The organism is Mycobacterium sp. pR1184 (assembly GCF_041287235.1).
Taxonomy (GTDB): Bacteria; Actinomycetota; Actinomycetes; order Mycobacteriales; family Mycobacteriaceae; genus Mycobacterium.
The window spans coordinates 443066-469355 of the sequence record NZ_JBGGKR010000001.1; the positions used below are offsets into that span (position 1 = coordinate 443066).

Consider the following 26290-nt stretch of genomic DNA (forward strand, 5'->3'; position numbering starts at 1 on the left):
TCGTCTCAATCGAACTTAGGTGAGCAGATGCCTCGGAAGCACCGGGTTGTTGACCACATCGTCGAATGCCTCGCGTCAATCGGCGTGGACCACATCTTCGGAGTGGATGGCGCCAATATCGAAGACCTTTACGACGCGGCACATTTCCGCTCCGAGGTCACCGCGGTTCTGGCCAAGCACGAGTTTTCCGCCGCCACGATGGCCGACGGTTACAGTCGCAGCGGCGCCGGGCTCGGGGTTGTGGCCGCTACTTCGGGCGGTGGTGCACTGAATCTTGTTGCAGCACTTGGAGAGTCGCTGACAAGCCGGGTCCCGGTGTTGGCTTTGGTCGGGCAGACCCCGACGACCATGGATGGCCGCGGCAGCTTCCAGGACACCAGCGGCAACAATGGATCCCTCAACGCCGAAGCCGTATTCTCCGCGGTGTCGGTGTCCTGCGAACGGGTGCTGCGGCCGGCCGACATCGCCGCGGCGTTGTCGCGGGCCATCGCGGCAGCGCGCACGGGTGGGCCTGCAGTGTTGTTGCTGCCCAAGGATATTCAGCAAGCATTCGTCTACGCCGATCAATCGGGCCCTGTCGCTGTCGAGCCGCGGCCGATCGGAAACCCGCAGCCGATCGTTCCGATGCTGCGCAACATCACTGGGCCGATCACGATCATCGCCGGCGAGCAGGTGGCCCGCGACAATGCTCGGGGTGAGCTCGAAGAGCTGCGCGCATTGCTGCGGGCTCGGGTCGCTACCGTGCCCGACGCGAAAGATGCTTCTGGCACACCGGGATTCGGATCTTCATCCGCCCTTGGGGTGACCGGTGTGATGGGCCACCCGGGTGTGGCCGAGGCGGTGGCCGCCAGCGCGGTGTGCCTGGTGGTCGGCACCCGTCTCTCGGTCACGGCCCGCGCCGGTCTCGACGACGCCCTGGCGGCGGTGCGGACCGTATCGATCGGCTCTGCGCGGCCTTACGTTCCGTGTACGCACGTGCACACCGACGACCTGCGTATGTCGCTGCGCATGCTGACTCATGCCCTGTCCGGCAGCGGGCGTCCGACCGGCGTGCGGGTGCCCGACGCCGTGTCGCGCTCCGAATTGACGCCTCCGTCATGGGTTGGCGCGGGTTTGCGCTACCGCGATGCCATGGCGGTGCTCAACGGTGTTCTGCCCGACGGCACCGACATCGTGGTCGACGCCGGCAACACCGGTGCGTCGGCGGTGCATTACCTGCCGGCCCGGCGCGGCGGCAGATTCACCGTCGCTCTCGGCATGGGCGGCATGGGCTACAGCTTCGGGGCGGGTATCGGAATGGCTTTCGGACGGGCCAACAGCGGACGGCCGGAGGGGCGGACCGTGGTAATCGCCGGCGACGGAGCGTTTTTCATGCACGGCATGGAAGTTCACACCGCCGTGCAGTACCGGTTGCCGGTGACGTTCGTGTTGTTCAACAACAACGCGCATGCGATGTGCGTGACCCGCGAGCAGTTGTTCTACGACAACCTCTACAGCTACAACCGATTTCGCCCCAGTCGGCTGGGTGCCGGGCTGGCGGCCATGTTCCCCGGACTGAGGTCGATCGACGTCCGCGACGCCCAAGAACTCGCCGCCGCGATGGGCACCGCACTCGGCATCGACGGCCCCGCTGTGGTCAGTGTCGAGTGTGCTGCCGACGAGATCCCACCGTTCGCCCCCTTCCTCACCGCTGCCAAGACCGAAACCCTTGCCATTGACCAGATTCCGACTGTTAAGGAGAAATGCCCCAATGTCGCTGCCAGCGCTTGAAGACATCCCCGATCTCATCGACGGGGTTACTCGCATCGAAACCAGCCCCAGGGAGCAGGCCACGCCGATCATCATGGACATGATGCGATCGGTGTACCCGCACGATCAGGTCTTCGGGGAGTACTGCACCGTCAACGATTACATCGACTGCCCGCCCGACGAGCTGTTCGAATACCTGTCCGACACCCGCAGCCTCGAAGAGTGGACCTACAGCCTGCGCGGCTTCACCCCGACCGACGAGCCCGGCCTGTGGCTGGCCTACGACCGACTCGGCTCGCAGACCGAGATCTACACGCGCACCATCGCTAACGAGCAGGCTCGCACCGTCGACTATCACTGCGCATGGGATCAGGGCAAGCATCTGTGGATGATCTACCTGATGCGCGTCATCGACGCGCAGGTGGTCCTCGACAAGCCCGGTTCTGTTGTGCTGTGGACCAATTGCCATCACCCGTTCTACGACCACAACCCGTATCCGGAGACGGCCCCCGCGCAACGGCCGGTGTGGGTCGGCGACTTCTGGGACATGTTCGGCGCCGGCCATCAGCTGGAACTGAAGAACCTCAAGGCAATCGCCGAGTACCGCCACCACAATGGTCTACCGGTGACCCCCGAATGGATGAGATGAGCCAATCATGGGTAACCAACCCGTCAGCCTGATCGACGTCTCCACCTACCTGCCCGGCGAGCCGATCCCCGCTGAGTACTACGCACAGTTCGCCGAATCCTACGAGCTCCGTGAGAACGTCATGTTCCGGGCTCCGAAGTTCCGCCATCATGTTGGCCCGGATGAGAGTTCGATCGACATGATCGAACGCGCGGTGCAGGGACTCGTCGAGCGGCACGGCCACGACGTCGTCGAAGGGGCCGACGTGCTGATCACCCACACCCAGGTGCCTGACATGGCGTTTTATGGGCAGGGCGGCGGCATTGCGCACCGGCTGGGCCTGCGACCGTCGTGGGTGCTCGACCTGAACAACGGTGGATGTGCGGCATTTGTGTTGGCGCTCAACGTGGCCCGCAAACTGTTGTCGTCCGGCGAAGGGCACACCGCGCTGATCGCGATCGCGCAGAACGCGGCCGGCCAGTTCTTCGATCAGCCGACGATTCGCCGCAAGGCGCAGTCGGCCGTGCCCGGTGACGGGGCGGCGGTCGGACTCGTCACGGTGGGCGACGAGTCGCCGATTCTCGATGTCGAGTGCCGTACCTTCGGCGAATACGCAGGAGAGATGACCCTTTCGTTCGACCCGCCCCGTAAGTGGTGGCAGGCCGGCCCCGGTGAGGGCAGCATCGGCTTCACCGAAAGCAAGATCACCAAGGTGCTGGCCCGCGGCAACCGGCAGGTTCCCGAGGTGGCGTATGCGGTCTGTGACCGAATCGGTTTGTCCAGCAAAGACATTGATCTGATGGTCACCAATCAGCCGAACAGGGCGTTTCTGCGCAACTGGCGTGATGCGCTCGAGTTGCCACCGGAACGGCACCGGGACACCTTCGAGGAGTGCGGCAACCTGTTCGGCGCCGGGATCCCGATCAATCTGGATCGCGCGATATCCGACGGCCAGCTCAGTTCCGGTGACGTGGTGCTGATGGCGGGCTTCGCCCATGCCGGCGACTTCGCCGGTGCGGCGGCGGTGCGCTGGGGCGGGCGAGTCTGATGCAACCACTTATCAGCCCTGCCAGCGTGGAGGTCGACGACTCGGTTCCGCATGCGGTCGACCCACTGGCGTTGTCGCTCAACGAGAATCCGTTCCCACCGCTGCCCGCGGTGCGATCGGTGCTGGTCAAATCCATCGACGCGGCAAACCGGTATCCGGAGTTCCTGCCCGAGCGGTTGCGCAACCTGATCGCCAATCGCATCGGGGTCGGTGCGGAGCAGGTGGTGCTGGGCGCCGGGGCGACGGGGGTGGTGCTGCAGGCCCTGCAGGCATTGACCGTTCCCGGTGACACGATGGCCATGTCGGCTCCCACCTTCGACGGCTACCCGATCATCGCGCAGATGGCGCGGCTGAACCCGGTGACGGTGCCGCTGAACAACGGCGGCCACAACGACCTGGACCGGCTGGCCAACGCGGCCGCGAGTGCCCGTGTTGTGGTGGTGTGCCGGCCGCACAACCCCACCGGCACGCTGGAGCCGACGTCGCACCTGTTCCGCTTCCTGCGCCGGGTGCATCGCGACACCATCGTGCTGCTCGACGAGGCCTACATCGAGTTCGCCGCACCCGAACACCGGATCGAGGTGTCGGCGCTGGCGCGTCGATTCCCCAATGTGGTGGTGGTGCGGACGTTTTCCAAAGCATACGGACTGGCCGGGCTGCGGATCGGCTATGGGGTGGCCGCACCCGAGTTGGCCGCGACGATGTGGTCACACCAGCTGCCGTTCGGTATCGCGATGACCAGCCTGCCGGCGGTCGCGGCGTCCTACAACGCCGAAGACGAACTGCTGCAACGGATCCGGATGATCACCTGTGAGCGGCGGTATCTGCGGATGCGGCTGTCGGCGTTGGGCATATACACGACCGACGCCCACGCGAACTTCATGTACCTGCCGTCGAGGACCGGCCGGCCGTGGAGTGAGGTGTTCGCCGACAGCGGGTTGCGGGTGCGCTGCTATCCCGACGGTGGCGCGCGGATCACCGTGGGCAGCCGTGAATCCACGCTCGCGGTGCTGGCCGCGGTCGGCAAATAGGCGCCCGCTGAATCGGGCCAGTTGACCCGCTTTTGCCGCAAGTGCGGTAAGAAAAGGCGTGGCCCCCGACAAGAAGCGCGACCCGATCGCCGCCGCACGCACCAACTGGGAACGTGCGGGCTGGGGCGATGTGTCGCAGGGCATGGTCGCGGTGACCTCGGTGATGCGTGCGCATCAAATCCTGCTGGCGCGGGTGGAGACGGCGCTACGGCCGTATGACCTGAGCTTCTCGCGCTACGAGTTGCTGCGACTGCTCGCGTTCAGCCGGACCGGGGCGCTGCCGATCACCAAGGCGTCCGACCGACTTCAGGTCCACGTCACCAGCGTCAGCCACGCGATCCGCCGGCTGGAGGCCGACGGGCTGGTTCAGCGGATGCCGCACCCCACCGATGGGCGCACGACGCTGGTGCAGATCACCGAGCTGGGCCGGTCCACGGTCGAGGACGCCACCGTCACGCTCAACGAGCAGGTGTTCGCCGACATCGGCATGGAAACCGCGGAATCCCAGGCGCTGGTCTCCTCGATTGAAACGTTGCGCCGCAACGCCGGTGACTTTTAGCCGGCGGCCCACTGTTTGGCGCGTTCGAGGTCGTCGAGCCCGAACACGGCAATCTCGCCCGGGACCATCCACGCCAACGCGTGCAGGGTATGGGCGACCCACTCCTTGTCGGACACCACCGCGATTCGCTTGAACGCCGAATGATGCTTGAAAACACTGCCGAGGCCCAGCTTGAGGTCCTCGACCAGGCCACCGGGCCCAAAGCCCTCGTAATCGGGCGCGATGACCTCCACGATCCTGATCTCGTCGCCGCTCACGAGCTCTTCCATCGCGGGCTTGAAGTCGCGCAGATCGTCACCGTTCAACCGGCCCGATACGCGGATGCCGGTGACTCCCGCCGGCATGTCGTCCAGCACTTCGATCATCGAATGCTCCTTTCTGGCAGTCGCATTGCGGAGGACGCTACGTCCGGTTTCTCGCGGGTGTGCTCTTTGCCCGCCTCACAGCGACAACGTTTGTCGCTCGGAGGCGGGCAGTTCGCATAATCCTTAACCACCCTGCCAACCGGACCGGTACTACCGCAATGCCTCGATCACCGCGCTGAAGTCCAAGGCGCCGTGGGAGGCGTCGGAGGCGATAAACGCAGCGTAGATCTCGGCGGCGTGCGTGCCCAGCGGCGCGGACGAACCCGTCGACGACACCGCGTCCATCGCCAGCCCCAGGTCCTTGTTCATCAGCGCGGTCGCGAACCCGGGCTTGAAGTCGTTGTTGGCCGGCGAGGTCGGAACCGGGCCCGGCACCGGGCAATTGGTGTGCACCGCCCAGCAGTTGCCGGTCGCGCCGGTGATCACGTCGAACAACGATTGGGCCGAGAGCCCGAGCTTCTCGGCGAGCACGAAGGCCTCGCCGATCGCGATCTGCTGCACGGCCAGCACCATGTTGTTGCACACCTTGGCGGCCTGCCCGGCACCGGCCGCACCGCAGTGAATGATCTTGCCCGCCATGGGCTCCAGCACCCGGCGGGCCCGCTGCACCGCGTCTTCCTCCCCGCCGACCATGAATGCCAGCGTTGCGGCGACGGCGCCTTTCACCCCGCCGGAGACCGGGGCGTCCAGCTGCGCAACGCCGTGCTCCCTGGCCTGCGCATGCACTTCGCGGGCGTCACTGACCGAGATCGTGGAGCTGTCGATGAACAGCGCACCGGCCCGCGCGGCCGGCAGCACCTCGGCGTAACAGCGTTTGACCAACTCGCCATTGGGCAGCATCGTGATGACGACGTCGGCCCCGGCCACCGCTTCGGCGGCGCTGCCGAAACCGGTGACGCCGGCCGAGGTTGCCGCGGCCAGGGCCGCCGGCACCGGGTCGAATCCGCGCACCGCGTGGTTGGCGGCAACAAGGTTGGCCGCCATCGGCGCGCCCATGTTGCCCAGCCCCAGGAACGCCACCGTCAGATGCTCCGTCATTGCTGCCTTCCTAAGCGGTGGCCCGGAATCGGCCGGCCTCGGCGCGACCGATGACCACCCGCATGATTTCGTTGGTCCCCTCAAGTATTCGGTGCACCCGCAGATCGCGGACGATTTTTTCCAGACCATACTCGCGCAGGTAGCCGTAGCCGCCGTGGAGTTGCAACGCCTTATCCGCGACGTCGAAGCAGGTGTCGGTGACGTAGCGTTTGGCCATCGCGCACAGCTCGACCTTGTCGGGGTCGCCGGCGTCCAATGCGCTTGCCGCGCGCCACAACATCATTCGTGAGGTCTGAAGCCCGGTGGCCATGTCGGCCAGGGTGAAGCGGATGGTGGGCTCGTCGAGCAGTGCGGAGCCGAACGCGTGGCGCTCGCGCACGTACGCCCCGGCCTTGTCGAAGGCCGACTGCGCACCGCCGAGCGAGCACGCCGCAATGTTGAGCCGGCCGCCGTTGAGGCCGTTCATCGCGATGCCGAAGCCGGCGCCCTCGCCCTCGGCACCGCCCAGCATTGCGTCGGCGGGAACCCGCACGCCCTCCAGGATCACCTGTGCGGTCGGCTGGGCGTGCCAGCCCATCTTCTCCTCAAGAGCGCCGAAACTCAGTCCAGGCGTGCCCTTTTCGATGATGAAGGCGGAAATGCCGCGCGGTCCCTCGCCGCCGGTGCGGGCCATCACCACGTAGACATCCGAGGCGCCCGCGCCGGAGATGAACTGTTTGACGCCGTCGAGCACATAGTCGCCACCGTGGGCGACCGCACGGGTGCTCAACGCGCTGGCATCGGATCCGGCGCCGGGCTCGGTCAGGCAGTAGCTGGCGATGACGTCCATCGGCGCCAGCCGCGGAATCCATTCCTTGCGTTGCTCGTCGGTGCCGAAGCTGTCGATCATCCACGCGCACATGTTGTGGATGGACAGGAACGCGGCCGTGGTGGGATCGGCCATGGCCAACTGTTCGAAGATCCGCACCCCGTCGAGACGGCGTAGCCCGCTGCCTCCGACGTCATCGCGGCAATAGATCGCCGCCATGCCGAGCTCGGCGGCTTCCCGCAAGACATCGGTCGGGAAGTGCTGCGCTGCTTCCCATTCCAGAGCATAGGGAGCAATCCGCTTGGCAGCGAATGCCGCTGCCGTCTCGGTGATGACCCGTTCGTCGTCGTTCAGCGCGAACATGGCCTTAATCCATTGTCGGGATGACGAATTCGGCGCCGTCCTTAATACCGGATGGCCACCGCGACGTCACGGTCTTCACCTTGGTATAGAACTGGATGGACGCCGGGCCGTGCTGGTTGAGGTCGCCGAAGCCGGAGCGCTTCCAGCCGCCGAAGGTGTGATAGGCCACCGGCACCGGGATCGGCACGTTGACACCGACCATGCCCACCTCGACGCGCGCCACGAAATCACGCGCGGCGTCCCCGTCGCGGGTGAAGACGGCGACGCCGTTGCCGTATTCGTGCTCCGACGGCAGCCGCAAGGCCTCCTCGTAGTCGTGGGCTCGCACGATGCACAGCACCGGCCCGAAGATCTCGTCGGTGTAGATCGACATGTCGGTGGTGACGTGGTCGAACAGGGTCGGCCCGATGAAGAAGCCCCCTTCGAGGTTGGCGTCACCGAAGGCCAGGTCGTCGCTGCGCCGCTCCCGGCCGTCGATCACAATCTCGGCGCCGGCTGCCACGCCCTGGTCGATGTAGTTGCGCACCCGGGCGACGGCGGCCTCGGTGACCAGCGGGCCATAGTCGGCCTTGGGATCCAGGCTGTGGCCGACGCGCAGCTGGTTGATCCGTTCAACCAGCCTGGCGCGCAACCGATCCGCGGTCTGCTCGCCGACGGGCACCGCGACGCTGATCGCCATGCAGCGCTCGCCGGCGCTGCCGTATCCGGCGCCGATCAGCGCGTCGACGGCCTGGTCCAGGTCGGCGTCGGGCATCACGATCATGTGGTTTTTGGCGCCGCCGAAGCATTGCGACCGCTTGTCGTTGGCCGCGGCCGTCGAGTAGATGTAGTGCGCGATGTCGGAGCTGCCGACGAAGCCGACGGCCTTGATGTCGGGGTGGTGCAGGATCGCGTCGACGGCTTCCTTGTCGCCGTGCACGACCTGGAACACACCGGGCGGCAGGCCGGCTTCTCCGAACAGCTCGGCCAGTCGCACCGGCACCGACGGGTCACGCTCACTTGGCTTGAGCACGAACGCGTTTCCGCACGCCAGGGCGGGCCCGGCCTTCCACAGCGGAATCATCGCCGGGAAGTTGAACGGGGTGATGCCCGCGACCACGCCCAGGGGCTGGCGCAGCGAGTAGACGTCGATGCCCGGTCCGGCGCCCTCGCTGTATTCGCCCTTGAGCAGATGCGGGATGCCGATCGCGAACTCAATCACCTCGATGCCGCGCTGAATGTCGCCGCGCGCGTCGGGCACGGTCTTGCCGTGCTCGAGGGACAGCAACTCGGCCAGCTCGTCCATGTCGCGGTTGACCAGCTCGATGAACTTCATCATGACCCGGGCACGACGCTGCGGGTTCGTTGCGGCCCAGCCCTTTTGGGCCTCGACCGCCGAGGCGACCGCGGCGTCGACGTCGGCCACCGACGCCATCGGGACTTTTGCCTGCACCTCACCGGTGCTGGGGTTGAAGACATCGGCCGTGCGAGTGGATTGGCCGGCGACGCGCTTCCCGTCGATGAAGTGCGGGATCTGTGTGGTCATGGGGTGCCCTTGGGTCTTGTTCCTGTGCGTAAGCGGATACTTGCATATCCTAGTAACGGCGTTCCGGCCTTGGCAAGGTGGTTACCTGCGCTGACAACGCGGGCTAGCGTTGACCCGGTATGCAGACGATCGAGGCCGATTACCTGGTCATCGGCGCGGGCGCCATGGGCATGGCGTTCATCGACACGCTGGTCTCCGAGACGGAGGCCAGCGTCGTGGTGGTGGACCGCAACGACGCGCCGGGTGGACATTGGACCACCGCCTACCCGTTCGTCCGCTTGCATCAGCCGTCGGTTTTCTACGGGGTCAACTCGCTGCGGCTGGGCCGTGACACGATCGACCAGGCCGGCTGGAACCGGGGGCTGTACGAGCTGGCAACGGCCGCAGAAGTCTGCTCGTACTACGACCACGTCATGCGCCAGCAGCTGGTGCCGACCGGGCGGGTCCGCTACTTCCCGATGAGCGAGTACCTCGGTGCGGGCCGCTTCGTCACGCTGGCCGGTGACGAGTACACCGTCGACGTGGCCCGCCGGGTGGTGGATGCGACCTACATGCGCGTGATGGTGCCCGCGATGCGCCCGCCGCCGTATCCGATCGCGCCCGGCACTGTCTGCGTCGCACCCAACGACCTGCCGGGCCGCGGCGCCCACGAGCGCTACGTCATCGTCGGGGCCGGCAAGACGGGCATCGACACCTGCCTGTGGCTGCTCGGCCATGGCGTGGCACCGGACCGGCTGACCTGGATCATGCCGCGCGACTCGTGGCTGCTGGATCGCGCCACGATGCAGCCCGGGGCGGCGTTCGCCGGCCGCATCAAAGCCGGATTCATCGCCCAGCTGCGCGCGATCAGGGACGCCACCTCGGCCGACGACCTGTTCGCCCGGCTCGAGGACGCCGGCACCCTGCTGCGGATAGACCCGGCCGTGCGCCCCACGATGTACCGCTGCGCGACCGTCACCCAGGCCGAGCTGGAGCAGCTGCGCCGCATCGGCGACATCGTCCGCAAGGGCCATCTGCTGGCCATTGAGAAGGACAATGCGGACGACAAGATGGTCCTCGAGGGCGGTGACGTGGGGATCCGCGGACGCGCACTCTACCTCGACTGCACCGCCGACGGAGCCGAAAAGCGGCCCGCCACTCCAATTTTCGATTCCGGGCGCATCACGCTGCAAAGCGTGCGAGGTTGCCAGCAGATATTCAGCGCCTCGCTGATCGCCCACCTGGAGGCGGCCTATCCCGATGACGCGACCCGCAACCGCCTGGGTGTGCCGCTGCCGCACCCCGACACCGACCTGGACTGGTTACGCATCGCGCTGGCCGACTACAGCAGTCAACTGCGCTGGTTCGACGACCCCGGCCTGACCGCTTGGCTGTCCGGCTCGCGCCTGGACCTCTTCGGTCACCTGGTGGGCCAGTTGCTACCGCCGGCCTCGGCCAAACCCCGGGTGCGCGAGCGAATACTCGGCATGGCCAAAACAGTCCTGTCCGCCACCGCGGCGAAGCTCGACGAGCTGGTCGTCGATGAATCTTCGCTCGCCGCGCCCTGACCGCGTGTAACCCCCGCTGATATTGATCGGGTGAGGGAGACATGTGACGTCACGAAACGAACCCGCGGGCCCGCGCCCCCTGCGTGCGGTGCCCGACCCAGGCGCGCAGGGTTACGCCGACTGGCAAGCCGTGTACCAGGACAACGCGGACTGGGTGTACCGCACGCTGTTCGCCCGGGTCGGCAACCGGGCGGACGCCGAGGATCTCACCGCCGAGGTGTTCCTGGCCGCACTGCGGCCACTGCGGCTGACCGCGAGCGTCGGTGAGGTGCGCGCATACCTGCGCGCCACGGCGCGAACGGTACTGGCCGCGCACTGGCGCGAGACCCTGGGACGGGAGATAACGTCGATCGAGGAGGACATCGAGCAACCACCCGATAGCGAGGAGGCAATCAGCAACGCGCCGGCGCGCGTCGCCCACGTTCTCGAGAGCCTGCCCGACCGATATCGACAGATTTTGGAACTACGTTTCCTGCAAGGCAATTCAATCAAGGAGTCAGCCGCGGAACTTGGAATCAGCGTCGCCAACGCCAAGGTGCTTCAACATCGCGCGCTACGGCTGGCGGCACAGGTCAACGATGGGGGCCAGGCATGAACGCGCGAGGATTGCGTCGCTACGTCGACGATTTGCTGCGGGGCCGACGGCCGAAACCGTTTGCGCCAACCGATTTCGAGGCCGCCCAGATCCGCATGGCGATCGAACTGCGCGCTGCCGGAGAGGGTTCGAAGGAGGGGTCCACGCCGCGCCAGGAATTCCTCACCGACCTGCACCGGCGGCTTGCCGAACAGATGGCCGGCGTAGCGCCCGCGCCACCGGCACCCAAACAGAACACCACGCGACGTCAGGTGATCGTCGGCACGTCGGCCGCGGCCGCCGCCGCGGTCACCGCGGTTTCCATCGATCGAGCCGTGACCGGAGGCATCACCGAAGGTCCAACCGTCGCAGGACAGCTCACGCCCAACGACGGAAGCTGGCAGCGCGTCGCGGCCAGTTCGGACGTGCCGGACGGTCGCATGCATGGGTTCGATCTGGGATCGGTCAGCGGATTCGTTCGCCGCGTCGACGGCAAACTCGAGGCGGTATCCGGGGTGTGCACACATCAAGGGTGCAAGTTGTGGTTCGACGCGCCGGACGACAGGTTGCGCTGCCCCTGCCACTCGACCTCGTTCTCGCCCGCGGGAGAAGTGCTCACCCATCAACTACCGATCGCCCCAAAGCCGTTGCCCACATTGATGGTTCGCGAGGTCAACGGAGTCGTTGAGGTGCTCGCCCCGCCGCCGTACCCCGAGCGCCCGGCCTAACGGTGTAACCACCCGCCCTATCACTGGGCATGACGATTGCCACGTTCCGAAAACACCTTGCCTTGCTGGCGGCGGGGGCGCTGTTGCTCACCGGGTGCTCTGCGTCGCGGCCCGATGCGCACGCGTCGGTCACCATGAAGCCGGATTCGGGTGCGACGCCGTCGGTGACCGCGCCGTCGGCACCGGCCAGCGGTAACCAAGTCACCATCGACGGCTTCGCGTTCGCTCCCGCGACGCTGAAGGTCAGCGTGGGCACCACCGTCACCTGGATCAATCGTGACGAAGAACCCCACACGGTGGCCGCGAGCGACGGTTCGTTTCATTCACCCGGCATGGGGACCGGAGCCAGTTTCACCCATACCTTCTCCACCGCAGGGACTTTCGACTATGTCTGCTCGATTCACCCGATGATGCACGGCACCGTGGTGGTGACGCAATGAATTCGGAGACGGACGCGAACCGCGGCCCGAACACGATGAGTCGCCGGCAGCTGATCCGGCACGGGGCCTGGTTCGGTGCGGCGGTCGGGTTCGCCGTGGCCGGCGGGGAGGTGATCTCCCATGTCGCCGGGGCCGCCGCGGCCGAGCGCGCGAAGATCCGGCCTGCTCTGCGCTTCGCCCAGATCAGCGACAGTCACCTGGGCTTCACCGGTGCGCCCAACCCGGACGTGTCCGGCACGTTCGGCCACGCGATCGACCAGGTTAACAACCTTGGCTACACACCGGATTTCGTCGTTCACACCGGTGACCTCACGCACCTGTCCACCCCCGAGCAGTTCGACCAGGTGAAGCAGATGATGAGCGGGCTGAAGACGCCACACGTGTTCACCGTGCCGGGGGAGCACGACTCGGTCGACGACGCGGGGCAGAAGTACCGCAAGGTATTCGGAGCGGGATCGGTAGGCGACGGGTGGTACAGCTTCGACGCCGCCGGCGTTCACGTGATCGCATTGGTCAACACGCTGAACCTGCGCAAGCTCGGACATCTCGGCGTCGACCAGCTGGAGTTCGTGGAGAAGGACGTCGCGGGGCTGTCCAGCGACACGCCGATCATCGTGTTCAGTCATATCCCGCTGTTCGCGATGTATCCGGACTGGGGCTGGGGCACCGACGATGCCACCCAGGCCCTCAGTTACCTGCGCCGGTTTGCCTCGGTGACATGCATCAACGGCCATGTGCACCAATTGTTTTCGAAGACCGAAGGCAACGTGTCGTTCTACAGCGGGACTACGACCGCCTACCCGCTGCCCCACCCCGGCGATGGGCCGGCACCCAAGCCGATCACGCTGCCGGCCGGCAAGCTGCACGACGCGCTCGGGATTCGCGAGGTCAGTTACACCAAGGGCGAGACCGCCCTGGCGTTGAAAGAGCAGAGGCTGCAATGAATATCTTGATCCGGGTCGGCTTCGCCGCGTCGTTGCTCGCCAGCGCCGTCAGCCATGCCTACCTGTATGTCCACGGTTACCAGCACATTCCGACGATCGGAACCGGGTTCCTGGTCCAGGCGAGCTTCTCGTTCGCGGTGGGCTTGCTGATCCTCCTGGGTGGTCCCTGGTGGCTGCGCTGGGCCGGTGCCGCGATCTCCGGGGGTTCGCTGATAGCCTTCGCATTGTCGCGCACCGCCGGGCTTTTCGGCTTTTCCGAGCAGGGCTGGGACCCAGTGCCGTACGCGGCGATCAGCGTGGGGGCCGAAGTGCTGACCGTGCTGTTGTGGACGCTTGCCGACCTTCCCGGCGGCGTCAGGTTCGGCTGGCTTCGGGGAGCTCGGCGCCAACCGACTTCTTCGTGAATCGAGATTTCAGGGCCAGTGCTGGCTTTTCGATCAGGAACCAGCTCAGAGCGGCCAGCGGCAGGGTAGCTATCGTCGCAATGACAGCGAACACAAAGGGATTCGTCCCGACCAGCCCGCTGATCACAAGCAACTGCTGGACCGGGAAAGCGTAAATGTAGACGCCGTAAGACAGATCCGTCGGCAACCGTAGATACCTGTTGTGGACCAGTGCGCCGGAAACGATGACGGCGTACGCCAACGGAACGGCGCCGACCAGCCGGTAGTCAGGCAGCAGGCCGGACAGCACAACGATGCCCACGCACAGTGCGACCAGTGACCACCGAGCGGGAATCACGTCACGCCACTGATACATCAGGGCGCCGGCGGCAAACACGATGGCGAAGCGCGCGATGCACTGCTCGTTGCTCCAGATCCCGGGAAATGTCATGGGCGGCAAGTACGCGGCGAGAAGCACCGCCAATGCCAACACCACCGCAGAAGTCCATCGACGCGCAGCCAGTCCCACCAGCCCGAGAACCGCCACGGCGGCGTAGCACAGCACCTCATAGATGAGGGTCCACAGTGATCCATTCCACATCCCCGCCACCGGGACTCCGGTCGGAGTTCCACCGACGTCGAATTTGAGCACCGCTATGGCGGCGTTTTCCACCACGTACTCGAAGGGAGCGCTGGACAGCAGCAGCTTTAACGCCGGTCCACCCTGAATCGCCACACCGATCGGCGCGATGACAAACGCGGTCACCGCTAGGCAGGCATAGAGCCCGGGGAGAATACGAAGAGCGCGATGGACGACATAGTCACGGATCTGCGGGTTATTAAGCCAGCTCGCGGTGATCAGGAAGCCCGAGATCGCAAAGAACCCGTCGACGCCCACCCCGAACAGCAACTGCCGTACATGCGCGTTCGGCAGGACACCACCGGTGACGGCGAACGAATGCCAAAGGATCACTTCGGCGGCCATCGCCAGCCGCAACGCATTCAGTGCATTGCTTCGCGGATCGAATACTTGCCCGAGTTTCATTCGTTGTCACCAGCCGTCCCCGTTCCCGGCATTCCCACGTTCCTGCATTTAAGCGCATCGCGCCGATTTCGCATCGGGTCTTTGGTCCCGAAAACGCGGTTTGCCATCCCGAGCGGCGTTAGGGTTGGCTCGCTTTGGCGAGCTGTGAGCCGGACCATTTTCGTCTGAGTCGAAACTTGAGAGACTGCGCGGGTTTTTCGATCGCGAACCAACTCAGTGCGGCCAGCGGCACCACCACCGTCGTCGAAAGACCGGCGAACGCGATCGGATTCAGCGTCGCGACACCGCAACTGGCCAGCAACTGCTGAGTCGGGAACGCGTAGATGTAGACGCCGTAGGAAAGGTCCGTCCGCAATCGCAAGTGTTGGTTGTGGATCTTGGCTGCCGAAACGATGACGGCATAGGCCAGTGGAAGGGCAGCGACCACCCGGTAATCGGGCAGCAGGGCGGCGGCGACCACAACGATGACCACGCTCACCGCGACAAGTGACCATCGAGCGGGCATCACATCGCGCCACTGGTACAGCAGCGCGCCCGCGGCGAACATGATCGCCGAACGCACCATGAGTTGCGGAAAGGTCCATACTCCCGGGAACGCTAGCGGTGGCACCAAGGTTGCGCCAATTGTGGCCATGCCCAGCAGTACTGGTGAAATCCAGCGATGATTGGCCAGTCCGGCCAGCCCGATACCGGCGACGGTGAGATAGCACATCAGTTCCCAGATCAGCGACCACAGCGACGCGTTCCAGCCACCAACGGGAAACGGGACGCCGCGCGGGGTTCCGCCGATGAAGTGCTGGATGTAGGCCACCGCACCGTTTTTCAGAACGTACTCGAACGGCGCGAAGGACTTCAGCAGCCGCATGGCCGAACCACCGGCGATCGCCGCATTGAGCGGGGCGAACACGAAGGCGGTGACGATCAGGCAGGCGTAGAACCCGGGCAGAATGCGCAGTGCCCGCGCCGTGAGAAAGTGACGCAGTTTCGGATCGGTGAGCCAGCTCGCGGTGATCAGGAAGCCCGAAATCGCAAAGAAGCCGTCAACACCCACCGAGAAGAGAAGCTGGCGCAGTACGTGCGGCGGGGTCCGTCCGGTGACCGGCCAGGAGTGGAACAGCATGACTTCGGCGGCCAGTCCCAGTCGAAACAGGTTCAGCGCGTTGTTTCGGGGATCGAAAACCTGAACCAGCTTCATAGACCCCCGCCTGCATCTCTCGACAACCCCTGTCGGGCGCCCGAATACGGCGCCGGATGCCCAAGGTAGTCGATTCACGCCCCCGGCGAGCGAGGGCGAAAGCAGGCCTGTCTACCCCGTGCCGTGAACGTCTGGAGCCGGCTGCCCGGCGGTCGGATCGATCGCCGGGCTGCCTTGTGCGCCGTCGGCTCCGGGGCCGGCGGGCGCACCCCACTTCCGTTTGAGACGAGACTTCAGCGCCATCGAGGGCTTCTCGACGCAGAACCAGCTCATCGCAGCCAGCGGCAGCGTCGCGATGACCGCAACGACAAAGAACACCGCCGGATGCAGGAATCCGAGCCCAAAAATCACCAGCAACTGCTGAGTCGGAAATGCATAAATGTAGTAGCCGTAAGACAGATCCGTCCGCAACGTCAGGCGTTTCTTGCGGATGAGGGCGCCCGAAACAATTACGGCGTATGCCAGTGGAAGGGCAGCGACCACCCGGTAATCCGGCAGCAGAACGCCAGCTGCGACGACGATGACCACGCTCACCGCGACGAGCGACCACCGAGCGGGAATCACGTCACGCCACTGATACATCAGGGCGCCAGCGGAAAACATGATGGCCGAGCGCACGGCGAGCTGAGGGATGGTCCATGATCCGGGGAAGGTCAGTGGCGGTAACAATGTCGCGGCACTCGCCGCGAGCACCAGGATCGCGGGCGAAATCCAGCGGCGGTTGGCAAGCCCGGCAATGCCGATAAGCGCAATGCTGATGTAGCACAGAACTTCCCAGATCAGCGACCACAGCGAAGCGTTCCAGATTCCCGGGGACGCGACCTGCAGCGGTGTGCCGGCGACATCGAACTGAAGCACCGCCACCAGGGTGGCGTTTTTCAAGACATATTCGAACGGTGCGCTGGACAGCAGTAGTTTCGCCGCCGAGCCGCCCTGGACCGCGACGCTGAGCGGGGCAAACACGAACGCGGTGATGATCAGGCAGACGTAGAGCCCGGGCAGGATGCGCAGGGCTCGGGCGGCAAGATAGTCCCGGACGTGCGGGTCGCGGAGCCAGCTTGCGGTGATCAGGAATCCCGAGATCGCGAAGAACCCGTCGACGCCCACCGCGAACATCAGCTGCAGCGCCGCGTGTGGCGGCATGTGGCCCGTGATCGGCCAGGAGTGAAACAGCATGACCTCGGCGGCTAGCCCGAGCCGAAACAGGTTCAGGGCGTTACATCGAGGATCGAAAACCTCCACGAGCTTCATGCGTGCAAATCCGTATCTGTCGTCGACACCGCGCGGCCGGCCAGAGTTTCCGCACGGAATGCCCAAGGTAGTCGATGAACCGGCAATAAATGTGAGTTCACGCCAACTCGACGTTGCCGCTTTGCTACGCGTGGGTGGCGCCGACGTCCACTGGCTTTTGCAGTTCCGGCCCGGCAATCAGTATCTCAGGATTTGCCGCGCAGCTGCGCGGCAAACTTCTGCGCCTCGTCCCAGGTGGGCAGCAGCCCGGCGGCACGCACTTCGTCGAAGCTGGGGGCGACGGCGTCGCGGTCGGACAAACTCGGGGCGGCACCGTCGACCAGCGGCCAGTCGATGCCCAGGGCCGGGTCGGTGGCGCAGATGGTGTGCTCGCGCTGTGGGCTGTATTCCGCGGAGCACAAGTACATCACCGTCGAATCATCTTGCAGCGCAAGGAAACCGTGCCCGAGGCCTTCGGAGATGTAGATGGTGCGCCGGTCTTTGTCGTCGAGCAGTACCGAGTCCCATTGGCCGAACGTCGGTGAGCCAACCCGAATGTCGACCACCACGTCGAACACCGCCCCGCGCACGCAGGTCACGTATTTGGCCTGGCTGGGTGGGAGCTGGGCGAAGTGCAGCCCGCGCAGCACCCCGGCGGCCGATACCGAGCAGTTGGCCTGCTGCACATTCAGCCCATGACCGGCGAACGAACCGAAATCGGTGTTTTTCAGCCATTCGAAGAACATGCCGCGCGAATCCCCGTGAATTCTCGGGGTGATTTCCCAGGCGCCGGGCACCTTGAGTTCACGAACTTCCATCTCACTGCCCCCGTTGTTCGTAGCGGGCTTCCGATGCGTCCTTCAGCGGACGCCACCAGGATTCGTTTGCCCGATACCAGTCGATGGTTTCGGCCAATCCCTCTTCGAAGTCGGTGTGCTTTGGCGCCCAGTGCAGTTCGTCATACAGCAGCGACGGATCGATGGCGTACCGCAGATCGTGGCCGACGCGATCGGTGACATGGTCGAAGTCGTCTTCGTCACGACCCATCATCCGCAACAGCGTGCGCAGCACGGTCAGGTTGTCGCGCTCGCCCTCGGCGGAGATCAGGTAGGTCTGACCGATCTGGCCCTTGTCCAGGATCTGCCAGACCGCGCTGTTGTGGTCGTCGACGTGGATCCAGTCGCGGACGTTGGCGCCGGCGCCGTACAGCTTGCACCGTCTGCCGGTCAGCACATTGGTGATCTGGCGCGGGATGAACTTCTCGATGTGCTGATACGGCCCATAGTTGTTCGAGCAATTGGACAGCGTCGCGCGCACGCCGTACGAGCGAACCCACGCGCGCACCAGCATGTCGGCCGCGGCCTTGGTCGCCGAGTACGGGCTCGACGGGTTGTAGGGCGTCGACTCGGTGAACCGCTGAGGATCGTCGAGCTCCAGGTCGCCGTAGACCTCGTCGGTCGAGATGTGGTGCAGCCGTATCCCGGCCCGTCGCACCGCCTCCAAGATCGTGTACGTGCCGACCACGTTGGTGTGCAAAAACGGCTCGGGATTGTCCAGCGCGTTGTCGACGTGGCTCTCCGCGGCGAAGTGCACCACCGCGTCGGATTCGGCGATCAGCACGGACACGAGCTCGGCGTCGCAGATGTCGCCCTCGACCAGCCTGATCGCGTCATCGACATCGGCCAGCGATTCACGCCGGCCCGCGTAAGTCAGGGCGTCCAGCACCGTCACTGAAACGTCGGGACGTTCGCGCACGGTGCTGTGCACGAAATTCGCGCCGATGAAACCGGCGCCACCAGTGACCAGCAGCCGCATGGTCAAACCCTAACCGAGGGCGGCGGTCAGCTCGCGGGGGTCAGCCCAAGCGGCCCGGCCAGTTCCCTTAACGAGGGCAGCAGCGTCTCTTCGTCGTAACCGCCCAGCACCTGGATGGCTACGTGGTCCGCGCCGGCGTCGAGGTGCTCGCCCAGCCGCTTCACGATGGCCTCCGGAGTGCCGTAGGCGACCACCGCGTCGATCAGTCGGTCGCTGCCCGACCCGCGCAGGTCGTTCTCGGTGAATCCCAGCCGCAGCCAGTTGTTCACGTAGTTGCTCAGCCCCAGGTAGTGCTGGACGAGCTGACGGCCGGCCTCGCGCGCCTTGTCGCGGTCGGTTGTCAACACCACCTTGTGCTCCGGGGCCAGGAACACCGAATTGCCGAGCTGCTCGCGCGCCTTGGCCGTGTGCTCGGGCGTGGTCAGGTACGGGTGAGCGCCCGCGCTGCGTTCGGCGGACAACGCCAGCACCTTGGGCCCGAGCGCGGCGAGTACCCGCCGGCTGGTCGGCACCAGCGCCTCATCGAGGGCGTCGAGATAGCCGACCAGTGCCGCGTAGGGCTTGACGTACTCCTGGGTGTGCTCGGGGTGCCCCACCCCGATACCGAGCAGAAACCTTCCCGGATAAGCGCTTTCGATGCGCTTGAACGACTCGGCGACGGGTGCGGCCGCCGCCGTCCAGATGTTGACGATGCCGGTGGCCAGCTGCAGCGAATTAGTCTGCGCCAGTGCTGGTTCCACCCACGCCAGATCGGCGTCCGGTGATCCGCCGACCCAGGCCGCCGAATACCCGAGGGCTTCGATCTCGGCGGCCAGCTCGGGTGTGATGGATCGGGTGGGCAGCCAGGCGCCGTAGCGTCCGAGGTTGGGCTTGAGTGCTGCGGCGTCGTTCATCGAGGTCCCCCTGGGCGGTCGGTTACGAGCGGTTCAGTCCGAGCGGCCCCGCTAGCTCAGCCAAAGCCGACACCAGGTTTTCATCTTTGGTGAGGACCTGCACGGGCACGTGGTCGGCCCCCGCTTCAAGATGCTCGCCCAGCCGCGCGGCGATCGCGTCGGGAGTGCCGTAGGCCACCACCGCGTCGACCAGGCGGTCGCTGCCCGGACGGACGACCTCGTCCTCGCCGAAGCCCGACCGCTTCCAGTTGTTGCGGTAGTTGGCCAGGTTGAAGTAGATGTCCAGCGCCTCGCGCCCGACCGCGCGGGCCTCGTCTGCGTCAGTGGTCAGCACCACCTTGTGCTCGGGCGCCAAGAACGCCGAGGGCCCGATCAGCTCGCGCGCCTGCGCGGTGTGCTCCGGCGTCGTCAAATACGGGTGCGCGCCGGCGCTGCGCTGCGCCGAGATCCCCAGCACCCGCGGGCCCAGCGCGGCCACCACCCGGCGATGGGCCGGCACGCCGTACTCGTCGAGTGAATCCAGATACTCGACCAGCGCGTCGTAGGGCTTGCGATATTCGCTGATCACCTCGCGGTGGCCGACGCCGATGCCGAGCAAAAACCGATCCGGGTAGGCCTTGTCGATCCGATGGAACGACTCGGCGACCTCGTTGGCGGGTGCGGTCCAAATGTTCACGATGCCGGTGGCCACCTGCAACGTGCTTGTCGCTTCCAGGATGGGCTCCACCCAAGCCAGCTCGGCGGGCGGTGAGCCGCCCACCCAGACGGCTCCGTAGCCGAGTGCCTCGATTTCCTTTGCTTGTTGTGGCGTTACGCCACGTCCGAACGATCCGAACCGGCCAAGATTGGGCTTGCTTGCAGCTGCATCGGTCATGCCGTCTCCAACCCGGTCGCCGTGGGTGCTATTCCGCCTCGTCCAGATCCTCGTCGTCATCCACGGCGGCGACGTCGGCGACGGGCATCTCCAGCGGCAGCAGGACGATGAATCGGGTGTCGCCGGGCACCGACTCCACCCGCAGGTCGCCCCGATGTTTCTTGACGACGATGTTGAACGCCAGATCCAGCCCGAGGCCGGTGCCCTCGCCGAACGGTTTGGTGGTGAAGAACGGCTCGAAGATGTGTTCGCGGATCTCGGCCGGCACCCCTGGCCCGGTGTCGCAGATCTCGACACGGGCCATGCTGTCTCCGAAGCGGCAGGTGCGGACCGTCAGCGTGCCGCCGGTATCGCGCATCGCGGCCAGCGCGTTGTCGATGATATTGGTCCACACCTGATTGAGATCGCCTGGATAGCAAGGGATTTCGGGTAGTGATTTGTCGAAATCCTTGACGAGGGTGATCGATTTTCCGTCCTTGCTGCCGTCCTTGGTCAGCCGGTCGGCGAACATCACCAGCGTGCTGTAGAGCAGGTCGTGCACGTTGGCCACCTGGAACGGGGCCCGATCCATCTGCGAGTACTGCTTGGCGTCGGCGACCAGCGCCGAAATCCGTTTGCTCGCTTCGAGTATCTGGTTCATCAGCAGCTCGCTCTCGATGGTGTAGTTGATCCATCGAATCGCCATCTCCAGCGAGTCCGACGCGGCCAGCTCGTCACTAACCGCGGCGATGCGCTCCAGCCAATCGGTGTCGATGCCGCCCTCGACGAACGTCGGCGCGATGTCCCAGCCGCCGTCGATGCCGTGCTCGTCCAGCCAGTCGCCGACCGCGTCCTCGCGGTCGGAGGTCTCCAGCGCGCTCAGGTGATCGGACGACTTCTTGGCGACCTGCTCGGCGACCCGCTCCTGCAACCGCACCAGTGCGCCCAGCACCTCGGGGGAGATCGTCCCGTCGGCGAGCATCGCCAGCTTGTGGCGCATGTTGGCCACGCGTTCGCGCAGATCCGCCGCGGCCCGCGCGATCGCCGCGGCCGGGTTGTTGAGCTGGTGCGTCAGCCCGGCCGACAGCCGGCCCAGCGCCAGCAGCTTCTCCCGGTTGTCGATGATGCGGCGGGTCCGGTCCGTGCCGACGGCGATGCCGTCGAGCAGGTGCACCGCCATCGGGAACTGGTCGCGCATGAACTGGGCGAAGACGGGCGCGTCCATCACGAAAAACCGCGACGGCTTGGTCACGTGCACCGAGGCGTCGTAGGTCTTCTGCTTCCCGCCGGTGAACGCCCGCCAGGCTCCCGCGTACACGCCGCGTTGCGAGGTGCGGTTGGTTTCGATGTCCTGGCCGCCGGAGAGCTTGGACATCGTCAGTTCGCCCTCGAGCAGCACGTAGAAGCAGGTCGCCGGCTCGCCTTCCACGCAGATCGGCCCCGGCTGATACTCCTCGATGCACCCGTTGCTGCACAGCACCGCGAGCTGTTCGTCGGTCAGCGACTCGAACAGGAACAGGGAGCGCAGTTCGTCGGGCTCACACGGCGTATTGGCGGTCATGACGCGCGACCCTTCTAGGACTCGGCCAGGTAGCGGTGCACCAGCATCACGGCCATCGAGCCTTCACCGACGGCGGCCGCGACCCGTTTGGCGGACGTGGAGCGGACGTCGCCGGTGGCGAAGACGCCCGGCACGCTGGTTTCCAGGTGATGCGGTGGCCGGTCCAGCGTCCAGCCGCACACGTTGCGCAGGTCCGGGCCGGTCAGGATGAAGCCGTGGTTGTCGCGGGCCAGCACCCCGTCCAGCCACTCGGTGCGGGGGGCGGCGCCGATGAAGATGAACATCCGGCCGCAGGCGACGTCCTCGACTTGCTCGGTCCGGTTGTTGACCAGGGTCAGCTTCTCCAGGTGGCCGTCGCCGGCGGCGCGCCGCACCTCGGTGCAGGTCAGGACGTTGATCTTGGGGTTCGCCTCGATCTGCTGGATCAGGTAGTACGACATCGACGCCTCCAGCGACGGCGCCCGCACCACGATGTTGACCGATTTGGCCGTGCGCGACAGATACATCGCGGCCTGGCCGGCGGAGTTGGCGCCGCCGATCACATAGACCTCTTCGTCTTCGCAGTCCGAGGCGATCGACACCGCCGCGCCGTAGTAGACGCCGCAGCCGGTCAGCTCCGTGAGTCCCTCGGCGCTGAGCTGACGGTAGGAGACACCGGTGGCCAGGATGACGGCGTGCGCGTCGATCGACCCGCCGTCGGCGAAGCGCACGGTGCGCTTGGATCCGTTCACCTCGAGGCCGGTCGCCCTGCGGGCGGTGATGATCTCGGCGCCGAACTTCTCGGCCTGCCGGCGTGCCCGTTCGGCCAGCTGGCCGCCCGATACTCCGTCCGGGAAGCCCAGGTAGTTCTCGATGCGCGAACTCTGTCCCGCCTGCCCGCCGGTCGCGGTGTGCTCGATCAGCACCGTGCGCAGTCCCTCGGAAGCGCCGTACACGGCGGCGGCCAGGCCCGCGGGCCCACCGCCGATCACGATCAGGTCGTAGAACTCCTGCGACGGGGTGGAGGACAGGCCCAGTTTGTCGGCCAGTTCGGCGTCGGAGGGCTCTACCAGCGGGTCGCCGTGCTCGGTGACGACGACGGGCAGCCGCTTGCCGTCTTCGCCGGCCGCCTGCAGGAGTCGCTCGCCGTCGGGCTCGTCGGCCATGAACCAGGTGTAGTAGAGGCCGTTGCGGGCCAGGAAGTCGCGCACCTCCCAGGACCGCGCCGACCAGCGATGCCCGATCACCTTGGTGTGCGGGACGGGGTGTTCCGGTGCCGCCCGCCAGGCTTCGAGCAGGCCGTCGATGACCGGGTAGAACTTTTCCTCCGGCGGATCCCACGGCTTGAGCAGGTAGTGGTCCAGGTCCACGACGTTGATCGCGTCGATCGCGGCATGGGTGTCGGCATAGGCGGTCAGCAGCACGCGGCGCGCCACCGGGTACAAATCCATCGCCTGTTCGAGGAACTCGATGCCACTCATCTGCGGCATCCGGTAGTCGGCGATCAGCGCGGCCACCGTTTCGCCGCGCAGCTTGAGCTGCTTGAGGGTTTCCAGCGCCTCGGGACCGGCCTCCGCGCGCACGATGCGGTGATCTTCGCCGTATTTGCGCCGCAGGTCCCGGGCCACAGCGCGGGAAACGGCTGGATCGTCGTCGACGGTCAGGATCACCGGTTTGCGTGCCTGCGCGGTGCCATCAAGGGGACGTGTCATCGTGGTCAAGTATGCGCTTGTCAGGCCTGGTGTGGTGGGTCGAGGTGGCGCCCGCGAGCGCCCGGATCGCGGATTTTGGCCACGCCGCACGAGCGGGTACCATGGAACGACGGTGCGACATTTCGCGCCGGCTTTTTTGTGTGTCCGTTCCCTAGGAATTTCCTGTCACCGGCTCACGTTCCAAAGTCGGTGTGAATGCTGTGCCGTTGTTGGCGCAGACGACAACGAAACTAAACGACGAGGATTCAACGAGTAGTTATGGCCAAGAAGGACGGCGCCATCGAGGTCGAGGGCCGGGTGGTCGAGCCTCTGCCCAATGCGATGTTTCGCATTGAGCTGGAGAACGGCCACAAGGTGCTTGCCCACATCAGCGGCAAGATGCGGCAGCACTACATCCGCATCCTGCCCGAGGACCGGGTGGTAGTGGAGCTGTCTCCTTACGACCTGTCCCGGGGCCGCATCGTGTACCGGTACAAGTAACCAACCAACAGACGAGAACAGGATCGAACAGCCGTGAAGGTCAACCCCAGCGTGAAGCCGATTTGCGACAAGTGCAGGGTGATCCGTCGGCATGGGCGGGTCATGGTGATCTGCTCCGATCCACGCCACAAGCAGCGCCAGGGCTAACTCTCCCGGCCAGGTACCACCCACAACTGAATGCAGACCTCCCAGCACCACTGAGCGAATACGTCGCTCATCCACGCCCGGTCGGAGGCCGGGCCCCGATCAATTCGGGAACGGGCTGGGAAAAGACCTCCGCTTAGAAAAAGAGGAAACGCCACCTATGGCTCGACTAGTAGGCGTCGATCTGCCGCGTGACAAGCGGATGGAGATCGCGCTGACTTACATCTTCGGCGTCGGCCGGACCCGTTCGAACGAGATTCTCGAAGCGACGGGTATCGACAGGAACCTGCGGACCAGGGACTTGACCGACGACCAGCTGACCCACTTGCGTGACTACATCGAAGCCAACCTCAAGGTCGAGGGTGACCTGCGCCGCGAGGTTCAGGCAGACATCCGCCGCAAGATCGAGATCGGCTGCTACCAGGGCCTGCGGCATCGCCGCGGCCTGCCGGTGCGTGGCCAGCGCACCAAGACCAACGCGCGTACCCGCAAGGGTCCCAAGCGCACCATCGCCGGCAAGAAGAAGGCCAGGTAACCGCCCATGCCACCAGCCAAGAAGGCAGCAGCGTCGGCCCCCAAGAAGGGGCAGAAGACCCGCAAGCGGGAAAAGAAGAACATCCCGCACGGCGCCGCGCACATCAAGAGCACGTTCAACAACACGATCGTGAGCATCACCGACCCGCAGGGCAACGTCATCGCCTGGGCGTCGTCGGGCCACGTCGGCTTCAAGGGCTCGCGTAAGTCGACTCCGTTCGCCGCACAGCTGGCTGCCGAGAACGCCGCGCGCAAGGCCCAGGAGCACGGGGTGCGCAAGGTCGACGTGTTCGTGAAGGGCCCGGGCTCGGGCCGGGAGACCGCGATCCGCTCGCTGCAGGCCGCGGGCCTGGAGGTCGGCGCGATTTCCGACGTCACCCCCCAGCCGCACAACGGCTGCCGTCCGCCCAAGCGCAGAAGGGTCTAGGAGGACAACCATGGCTCGTTACACCGGACCCATCACCCGCAAGTCGCGCCGGCTGCGCACCGACCTCGTCGGTGGCGACCAGGCCTTCGAGAAGCGTCCCTACCCGCCCGGTCAGCACGGCCGCGCGCGGATCAAGGAGAGCGAATACCTGCTGCAGCTGCAGGAGAAGCAGAAGGCCCGCTTCACCTACGGCGTGATGGAGAAGCAGTTCCGCCGCTACTACGAAGAGGCCGTCCGCCACACCGGCAAGACCGGTGAGAACCTGCTGCAGATCCTCGAGAGCCGGCTGGACAACGTGATCTACCGCGCCGGCATCGCGCGGACTCGCCGAATGGCCCGCCAGCTGGTCAGCCACGGGCACTTCAGCGTCAACGGCGTGCACGTCAACGTGCCCAGCTACCGGGTGTCGCAGTACGACATCATCGACGTGCGGGACGGTTCGCTGAACACCGTGCCTTTCCAGATCGCGCGGGAGACGGCGGGCGACCGTCCGATCCCGGCCTGGCTGCAGGTGGTCGGGGAGCGTCAGCGCATCCTCGTGCACCAGCTGCCCGAGCGCGCCCAGATCGACGTGCCGCTCACCGAGCAGCTGATCGTCGAGTACTACTCGAAGTAACTAGAGACTTCCAGTTCGGCAGCCGCCGACTGGAAAACCCTAACGGCATCAAATAGCGGGTGCCGAGAAGGAGAAT

At 65.7% G+C, this 26290-nt stretch carries 29 protein-coding genes; 16 read left to right on the forward strand and 13 right to left on the reverse strand.

Annotated elements, in window-relative coordinates; genetic code table 11:
• Window positions 1-27: 27 nt before the first annotated feature.
• The 5 genes from ACAG21_RS02285 to ACAG21_RS02305 are packed head-to-tail and all read left to right on the forward strand — an operon-like array spanning window position 28 to window position 5015.
• Window positions 28-1770, forward strand: coding sequence for a thiamine pyrophosphate-binding protein (locus tag ACAG21_RS02285; protein ID WP_370494416.1), 1743 nt, complete (start codon window positions 28-30; stop codon window positions 1768-1770).
• Entirely contained in the window at window positions 1751-2398 is a 648-nt protein-coding gene (locus tag ACAG21_RS02290; RefSeq protein WP_370494417.1) for an SRPBCC family protein, read from the forward strand. Before ACAG21_RS02285 ends, ACAG21_RS02290 begins: the two co-directional genes overlap by 20 nt.
• A gap of 7 nt (window positions 2399-2405) precedes the next feature.
• Entirely contained in the window at window positions 2406-3425 is a 1020-nt protein-coding gene (locus ACAG21_RS02295; protein ID WP_370494418.1) for a 3-oxoacyl-ACP synthase III family protein, read from the forward strand.
• Complete coding sequence (locus ACAG21_RS02300) at window positions 3425-4456, forward strand: histidinol-phosphate transaminase (RefSeq protein WP_370494419.1); 1032 nt, start codon at window positions 3425-3427, stop codon at window positions 4454-4456. The genes ACAG21_RS02295 and ACAG21_RS02300 overlap by 1 nt, the downstream gene beginning before the upstream one ends.
• Before the next feature lie 58 nt (window positions 4457-4514).
• Complete coding sequence (locus ACAG21_RS02305) at window positions 4515-5015, forward strand: MarR family transcriptional regulator (RefSeq protein ID WP_342925820.1); 501 nt, start codon at window positions 4515-4517, stop codon at window positions 5013-5015.
• On the opposite strand, the gene ACAG21_RS02310 is transcribed toward ACAG21_RS02305, so the two are convergent.
• From ACAG21_RS02310 to ACAG21_RS02325, 4 genes are all read right to left on the reverse strand, one after another.
• Window positions 5012-5380 carry an STAS/SEC14 domain-containing protein gene (locus ACAG21_RS02310; protein ID WP_342925819.1) on the reverse strand — a complete coding sequence of 123 codons (369 nt, stop codon included), beginning with the start codon at window positions 5378-5380 and terminating at the stop codon, window positions 5012-5014. The genes ACAG21_RS02305 and ACAG21_RS02310 overlap by 4 nt on opposite strands.
• Before the next feature lie 150 nt (window positions 5381-5530).
• Entirely contained in the window at window positions 5531-6418 is an 888-nt protein-coding gene (mmsB, locus tag ACAG21_RS02315) for a 3-hydroxyisobutyrate dehydrogenase (protein ID WP_370494420.1), read from the reverse strand.
• A gap of 10 nt (window positions 6419-6428) precedes the next feature.
• Window positions 6429-7589, reverse strand: a complete 1161-nt coding sequence (locus ACAG21_RS02320; RefSeq protein WP_370494421.1) for an acyl-CoA dehydrogenase family protein — start codon at window positions 7587-7589, stop codon at window positions 6429-6431.
• Between the two features lie 4 nt (window positions 7590-7593).
• Complete coding sequence (locus tag ACAG21_RS02325) at window positions 7594-9114, reverse strand: CoA-acylating methylmalonate-semialdehyde dehydrogenase (RefSeq protein WP_370494422.1); 1521 nt, start codon at window positions 9112-9114, stop codon at window positions 7594-7596.
• Between the two features lie 119 nt (window positions 9115-9233).
• Here ACAG21_RS02325 and ACAG21_RS02330 point away from each other — a divergent pair, with 119 nt between their 5' ends.
• Genes ACAG21_RS02330 through ACAG21_RS02355 form a run of 6 tightly spaced genes read left to right on the forward strand, consistent with a single transcriptional unit; the run spans window position 9234 to window position 13751 of the window.
• Window positions 9234-10661 carry an NAD(P)-binding protein gene (locus tag ACAG21_RS02330; RefSeq protein WP_370494423.1) on the forward strand — a complete coding sequence of 476 codons (1428 nt, stop codon included), beginning with the start codon at window positions 9234-9236 and terminating at the stop codon, window positions 10659-10661.
• Between the two features lie 43 nt (window positions 10662-10704).
• Window positions 10705-11256: an RNA polymerase sigma factor gene (locus ACAG21_RS02335; RefSeq protein ID WP_370494424.1), complete on the forward strand. Its 552-nt coding sequence runs from the start codon at window positions 10705-10707 to the stop codon at window positions 11254-11256.
• Window positions 11253-11963, forward strand: a complete 711-nt coding sequence (locus ACAG21_RS02340) for a Rieske (2Fe-2S) protein (RefSeq protein WP_370494425.1) — start codon at window positions 11253-11255, stop codon at window positions 11961-11963. The genes ACAG21_RS02335 and ACAG21_RS02340 overlap by 4 nt, the downstream gene beginning before the upstream one ends.
• A 23-nt stretch (window positions 11964-11986) precedes the next feature.
• Window positions 11987-12403 (forward strand): cupredoxin family copper-binding protein, encoded by a 417-nt coding sequence (locus ACAG21_RS02345; RefSeq protein ID WP_370494541.1) that lies wholly within the window; start codon window positions 11987-11989, stop codon window positions 12401-12403.
• A complete protein-coding gene (locus tag ACAG21_RS02350; RefSeq protein ID WP_370494426.1) occupies window positions 12400-13347 on the forward strand; it encodes a metallophosphoesterase in 948 nt (315 codons plus the stop codon). Before ACAG21_RS02345 ends, ACAG21_RS02350 begins: the two co-directional genes overlap by 4 nt.
• Window positions 13344-13751: a hypothetical protein gene (locus ACAG21_RS02355; protein WP_370494427.1), complete on the forward strand. Its 408-nt coding sequence runs from the start codon at window positions 13344-13346 to the stop codon at window positions 13749-13751. Before ACAG21_RS02350 ends, ACAG21_RS02355 begins: the two co-directional genes overlap by 4 nt.
• Here the strand turns inward: ACAG21_RS02355 and ACAG21_RS02360 are convergent.
• The 9 genes from ACAG21_RS02360 to ACAG21_RS02400 form a co-directional block, all read right to left on the reverse strand.
• Window positions 13702-14775, reverse strand: coding sequence for an acyltransferase family protein (locus ACAG21_RS02360; RefSeq protein ID WP_370494428.1), 1074 nt, complete (start codon window positions 14773-14775; stop codon window positions 13702-13704). The genes ACAG21_RS02355 and ACAG21_RS02360 overlap by 50 nt on opposite strands.
• Window positions 14776-14893: 118 nt before the next feature.
• Window positions 14894-15970: an acyltransferase family protein gene (locus ACAG21_RS02365; protein WP_370494429.1), complete on the reverse strand. Its 1077-nt coding sequence runs from the start codon at window positions 15968-15970 to the stop codon at window positions 14894-14896.
• A gap of 111 nt (window positions 15971-16081) precedes the next feature.
• Window positions 16082-17221, reverse strand: coding sequence for an acyltransferase family protein (locus tag ACAG21_RS02370; RefSeq protein ID WP_370494430.1), 1140 nt, complete (start codon window positions 17219-17221; stop codon window positions 16082-16084).
• 185 nt (window positions 17222-17406) lie between these two features.
• Window positions 17407-18018, reverse strand: a complete 612-nt coding sequence (rfbC, locus tag ACAG21_RS02375; RefSeq protein ID WP_370494431.1) for a dTDP-4-dehydrorhamnose 3,5-epimerase — start codon at window positions 18016-18018, stop codon at window positions 17407-17409.
• A 1-nt stretch (window position 18019) separates the two neighbouring features.
• Window positions 18020-19015, reverse strand: coding sequence for a dTDP-glucose 4,6-dehydratase (gene rfbB, locus ACAG21_RS02380; RefSeq protein ID WP_370494432.1), 996 nt, complete (start codon window positions 19013-19015; stop codon window positions 18020-18022).
• Between the two features lie 26 nt (window positions 19016-19041).
• Window positions 19042-19908 carry an LLM class F420-dependent oxidoreductase gene (locus ACAG21_RS02385; RefSeq protein WP_370494433.1) on the reverse strand — a complete coding sequence of 289 codons (867 nt, stop codon included), beginning with the start codon at window positions 19906-19908 and terminating at the stop codon, window positions 19042-19044.
• 22 nt (window positions 19909-19930) lie between these two features.
• A complete protein-coding gene (locus ACAG21_RS02390) occupies window positions 19931-20782 on the reverse strand; it encodes an LLM class F420-dependent oxidoreductase (RefSeq protein WP_370494434.1) in 852 nt (283 codons plus the stop codon).
• A 28-nt stretch (window positions 20783-20810) separates the two neighbouring features.
• A complete protein-coding gene (locus ACAG21_RS02395; RefSeq protein WP_370494435.1) occupies window positions 20811-22322 on the reverse strand; it encodes an ATP-binding protein in 1512 nt (503 codons plus the stop codon).
• A 14-nt stretch (window positions 22323-22336) separates the two neighbouring features.
• Complete coding sequence (locus ACAG21_RS02400) at window positions 22337-24013, reverse strand: FAD-dependent oxidoreductase (RefSeq protein WP_370494436.1); 1677 nt, start codon at window positions 24011-24013, stop codon at window positions 22337-22339.
• Window positions 24014-24271: 258 nt separating this feature from the next.
• Here ACAG21_RS02400 and infA point away from each other — a divergent pair, with 258 nt between their 5' ends.
• The 5 genes from infA (at window position 24272) to rpsD (ending at window position 26214) form a co-directional block, all read left to right on the forward strand.
• Window positions 24272-24493, forward strand: a complete 222-nt coding sequence (gene infA / locus ACAG21_RS02405) for a translation initiation factor IF-1 (protein WP_003418601.1) — start codon at window positions 24272-24274, stop codon at window positions 24491-24493.
• A gap of 33 nt (window positions 24494-24526) precedes the next feature.
• On the forward strand, window positions 24527-24640 hold the full coding sequence (rpmJ, locus tag ACAG21_RS02410) for a 50S ribosomal protein L36 (RefSeq protein ID WP_003879483.1): 114 nt from the start codon (window positions 24527-24529) through the stop codon (window positions 24638-24640).
• 157 nt (window positions 24641-24797) lie between these two features.
• Window positions 24798-25172 carry a 30S ribosomal protein S13 gene (gene rpsM, locus ACAG21_RS02415; RefSeq protein WP_066880444.1) on the forward strand — a complete coding sequence of 125 codons (375 nt, stop codon included), beginning with the start codon at window positions 24798-24800 and terminating at the stop codon, window positions 25170-25172.
• A 6-nt stretch (window positions 25173-25178) separates the two neighbouring features.
• Window positions 25179-25598, forward strand: a complete 420-nt coding sequence (gene rpsK, locus ACAG21_RS02420) for a 30S ribosomal protein S11 (RefSeq protein WP_090600535.1) — start codon at window positions 25179-25181, stop codon at window positions 25596-25598.
• Between the two features lie 10 nt (window positions 25599-25608).
• A complete protein-coding gene (gene rpsD, locus ACAG21_RS02425; RefSeq protein WP_370494437.1) occupies window positions 25609-26214 on the forward strand; it encodes a 30S ribosomal protein S4 in 606 nt (201 codons plus the stop codon).
• Window positions 26215-26290 lie beyond the last annotated feature (76 nt).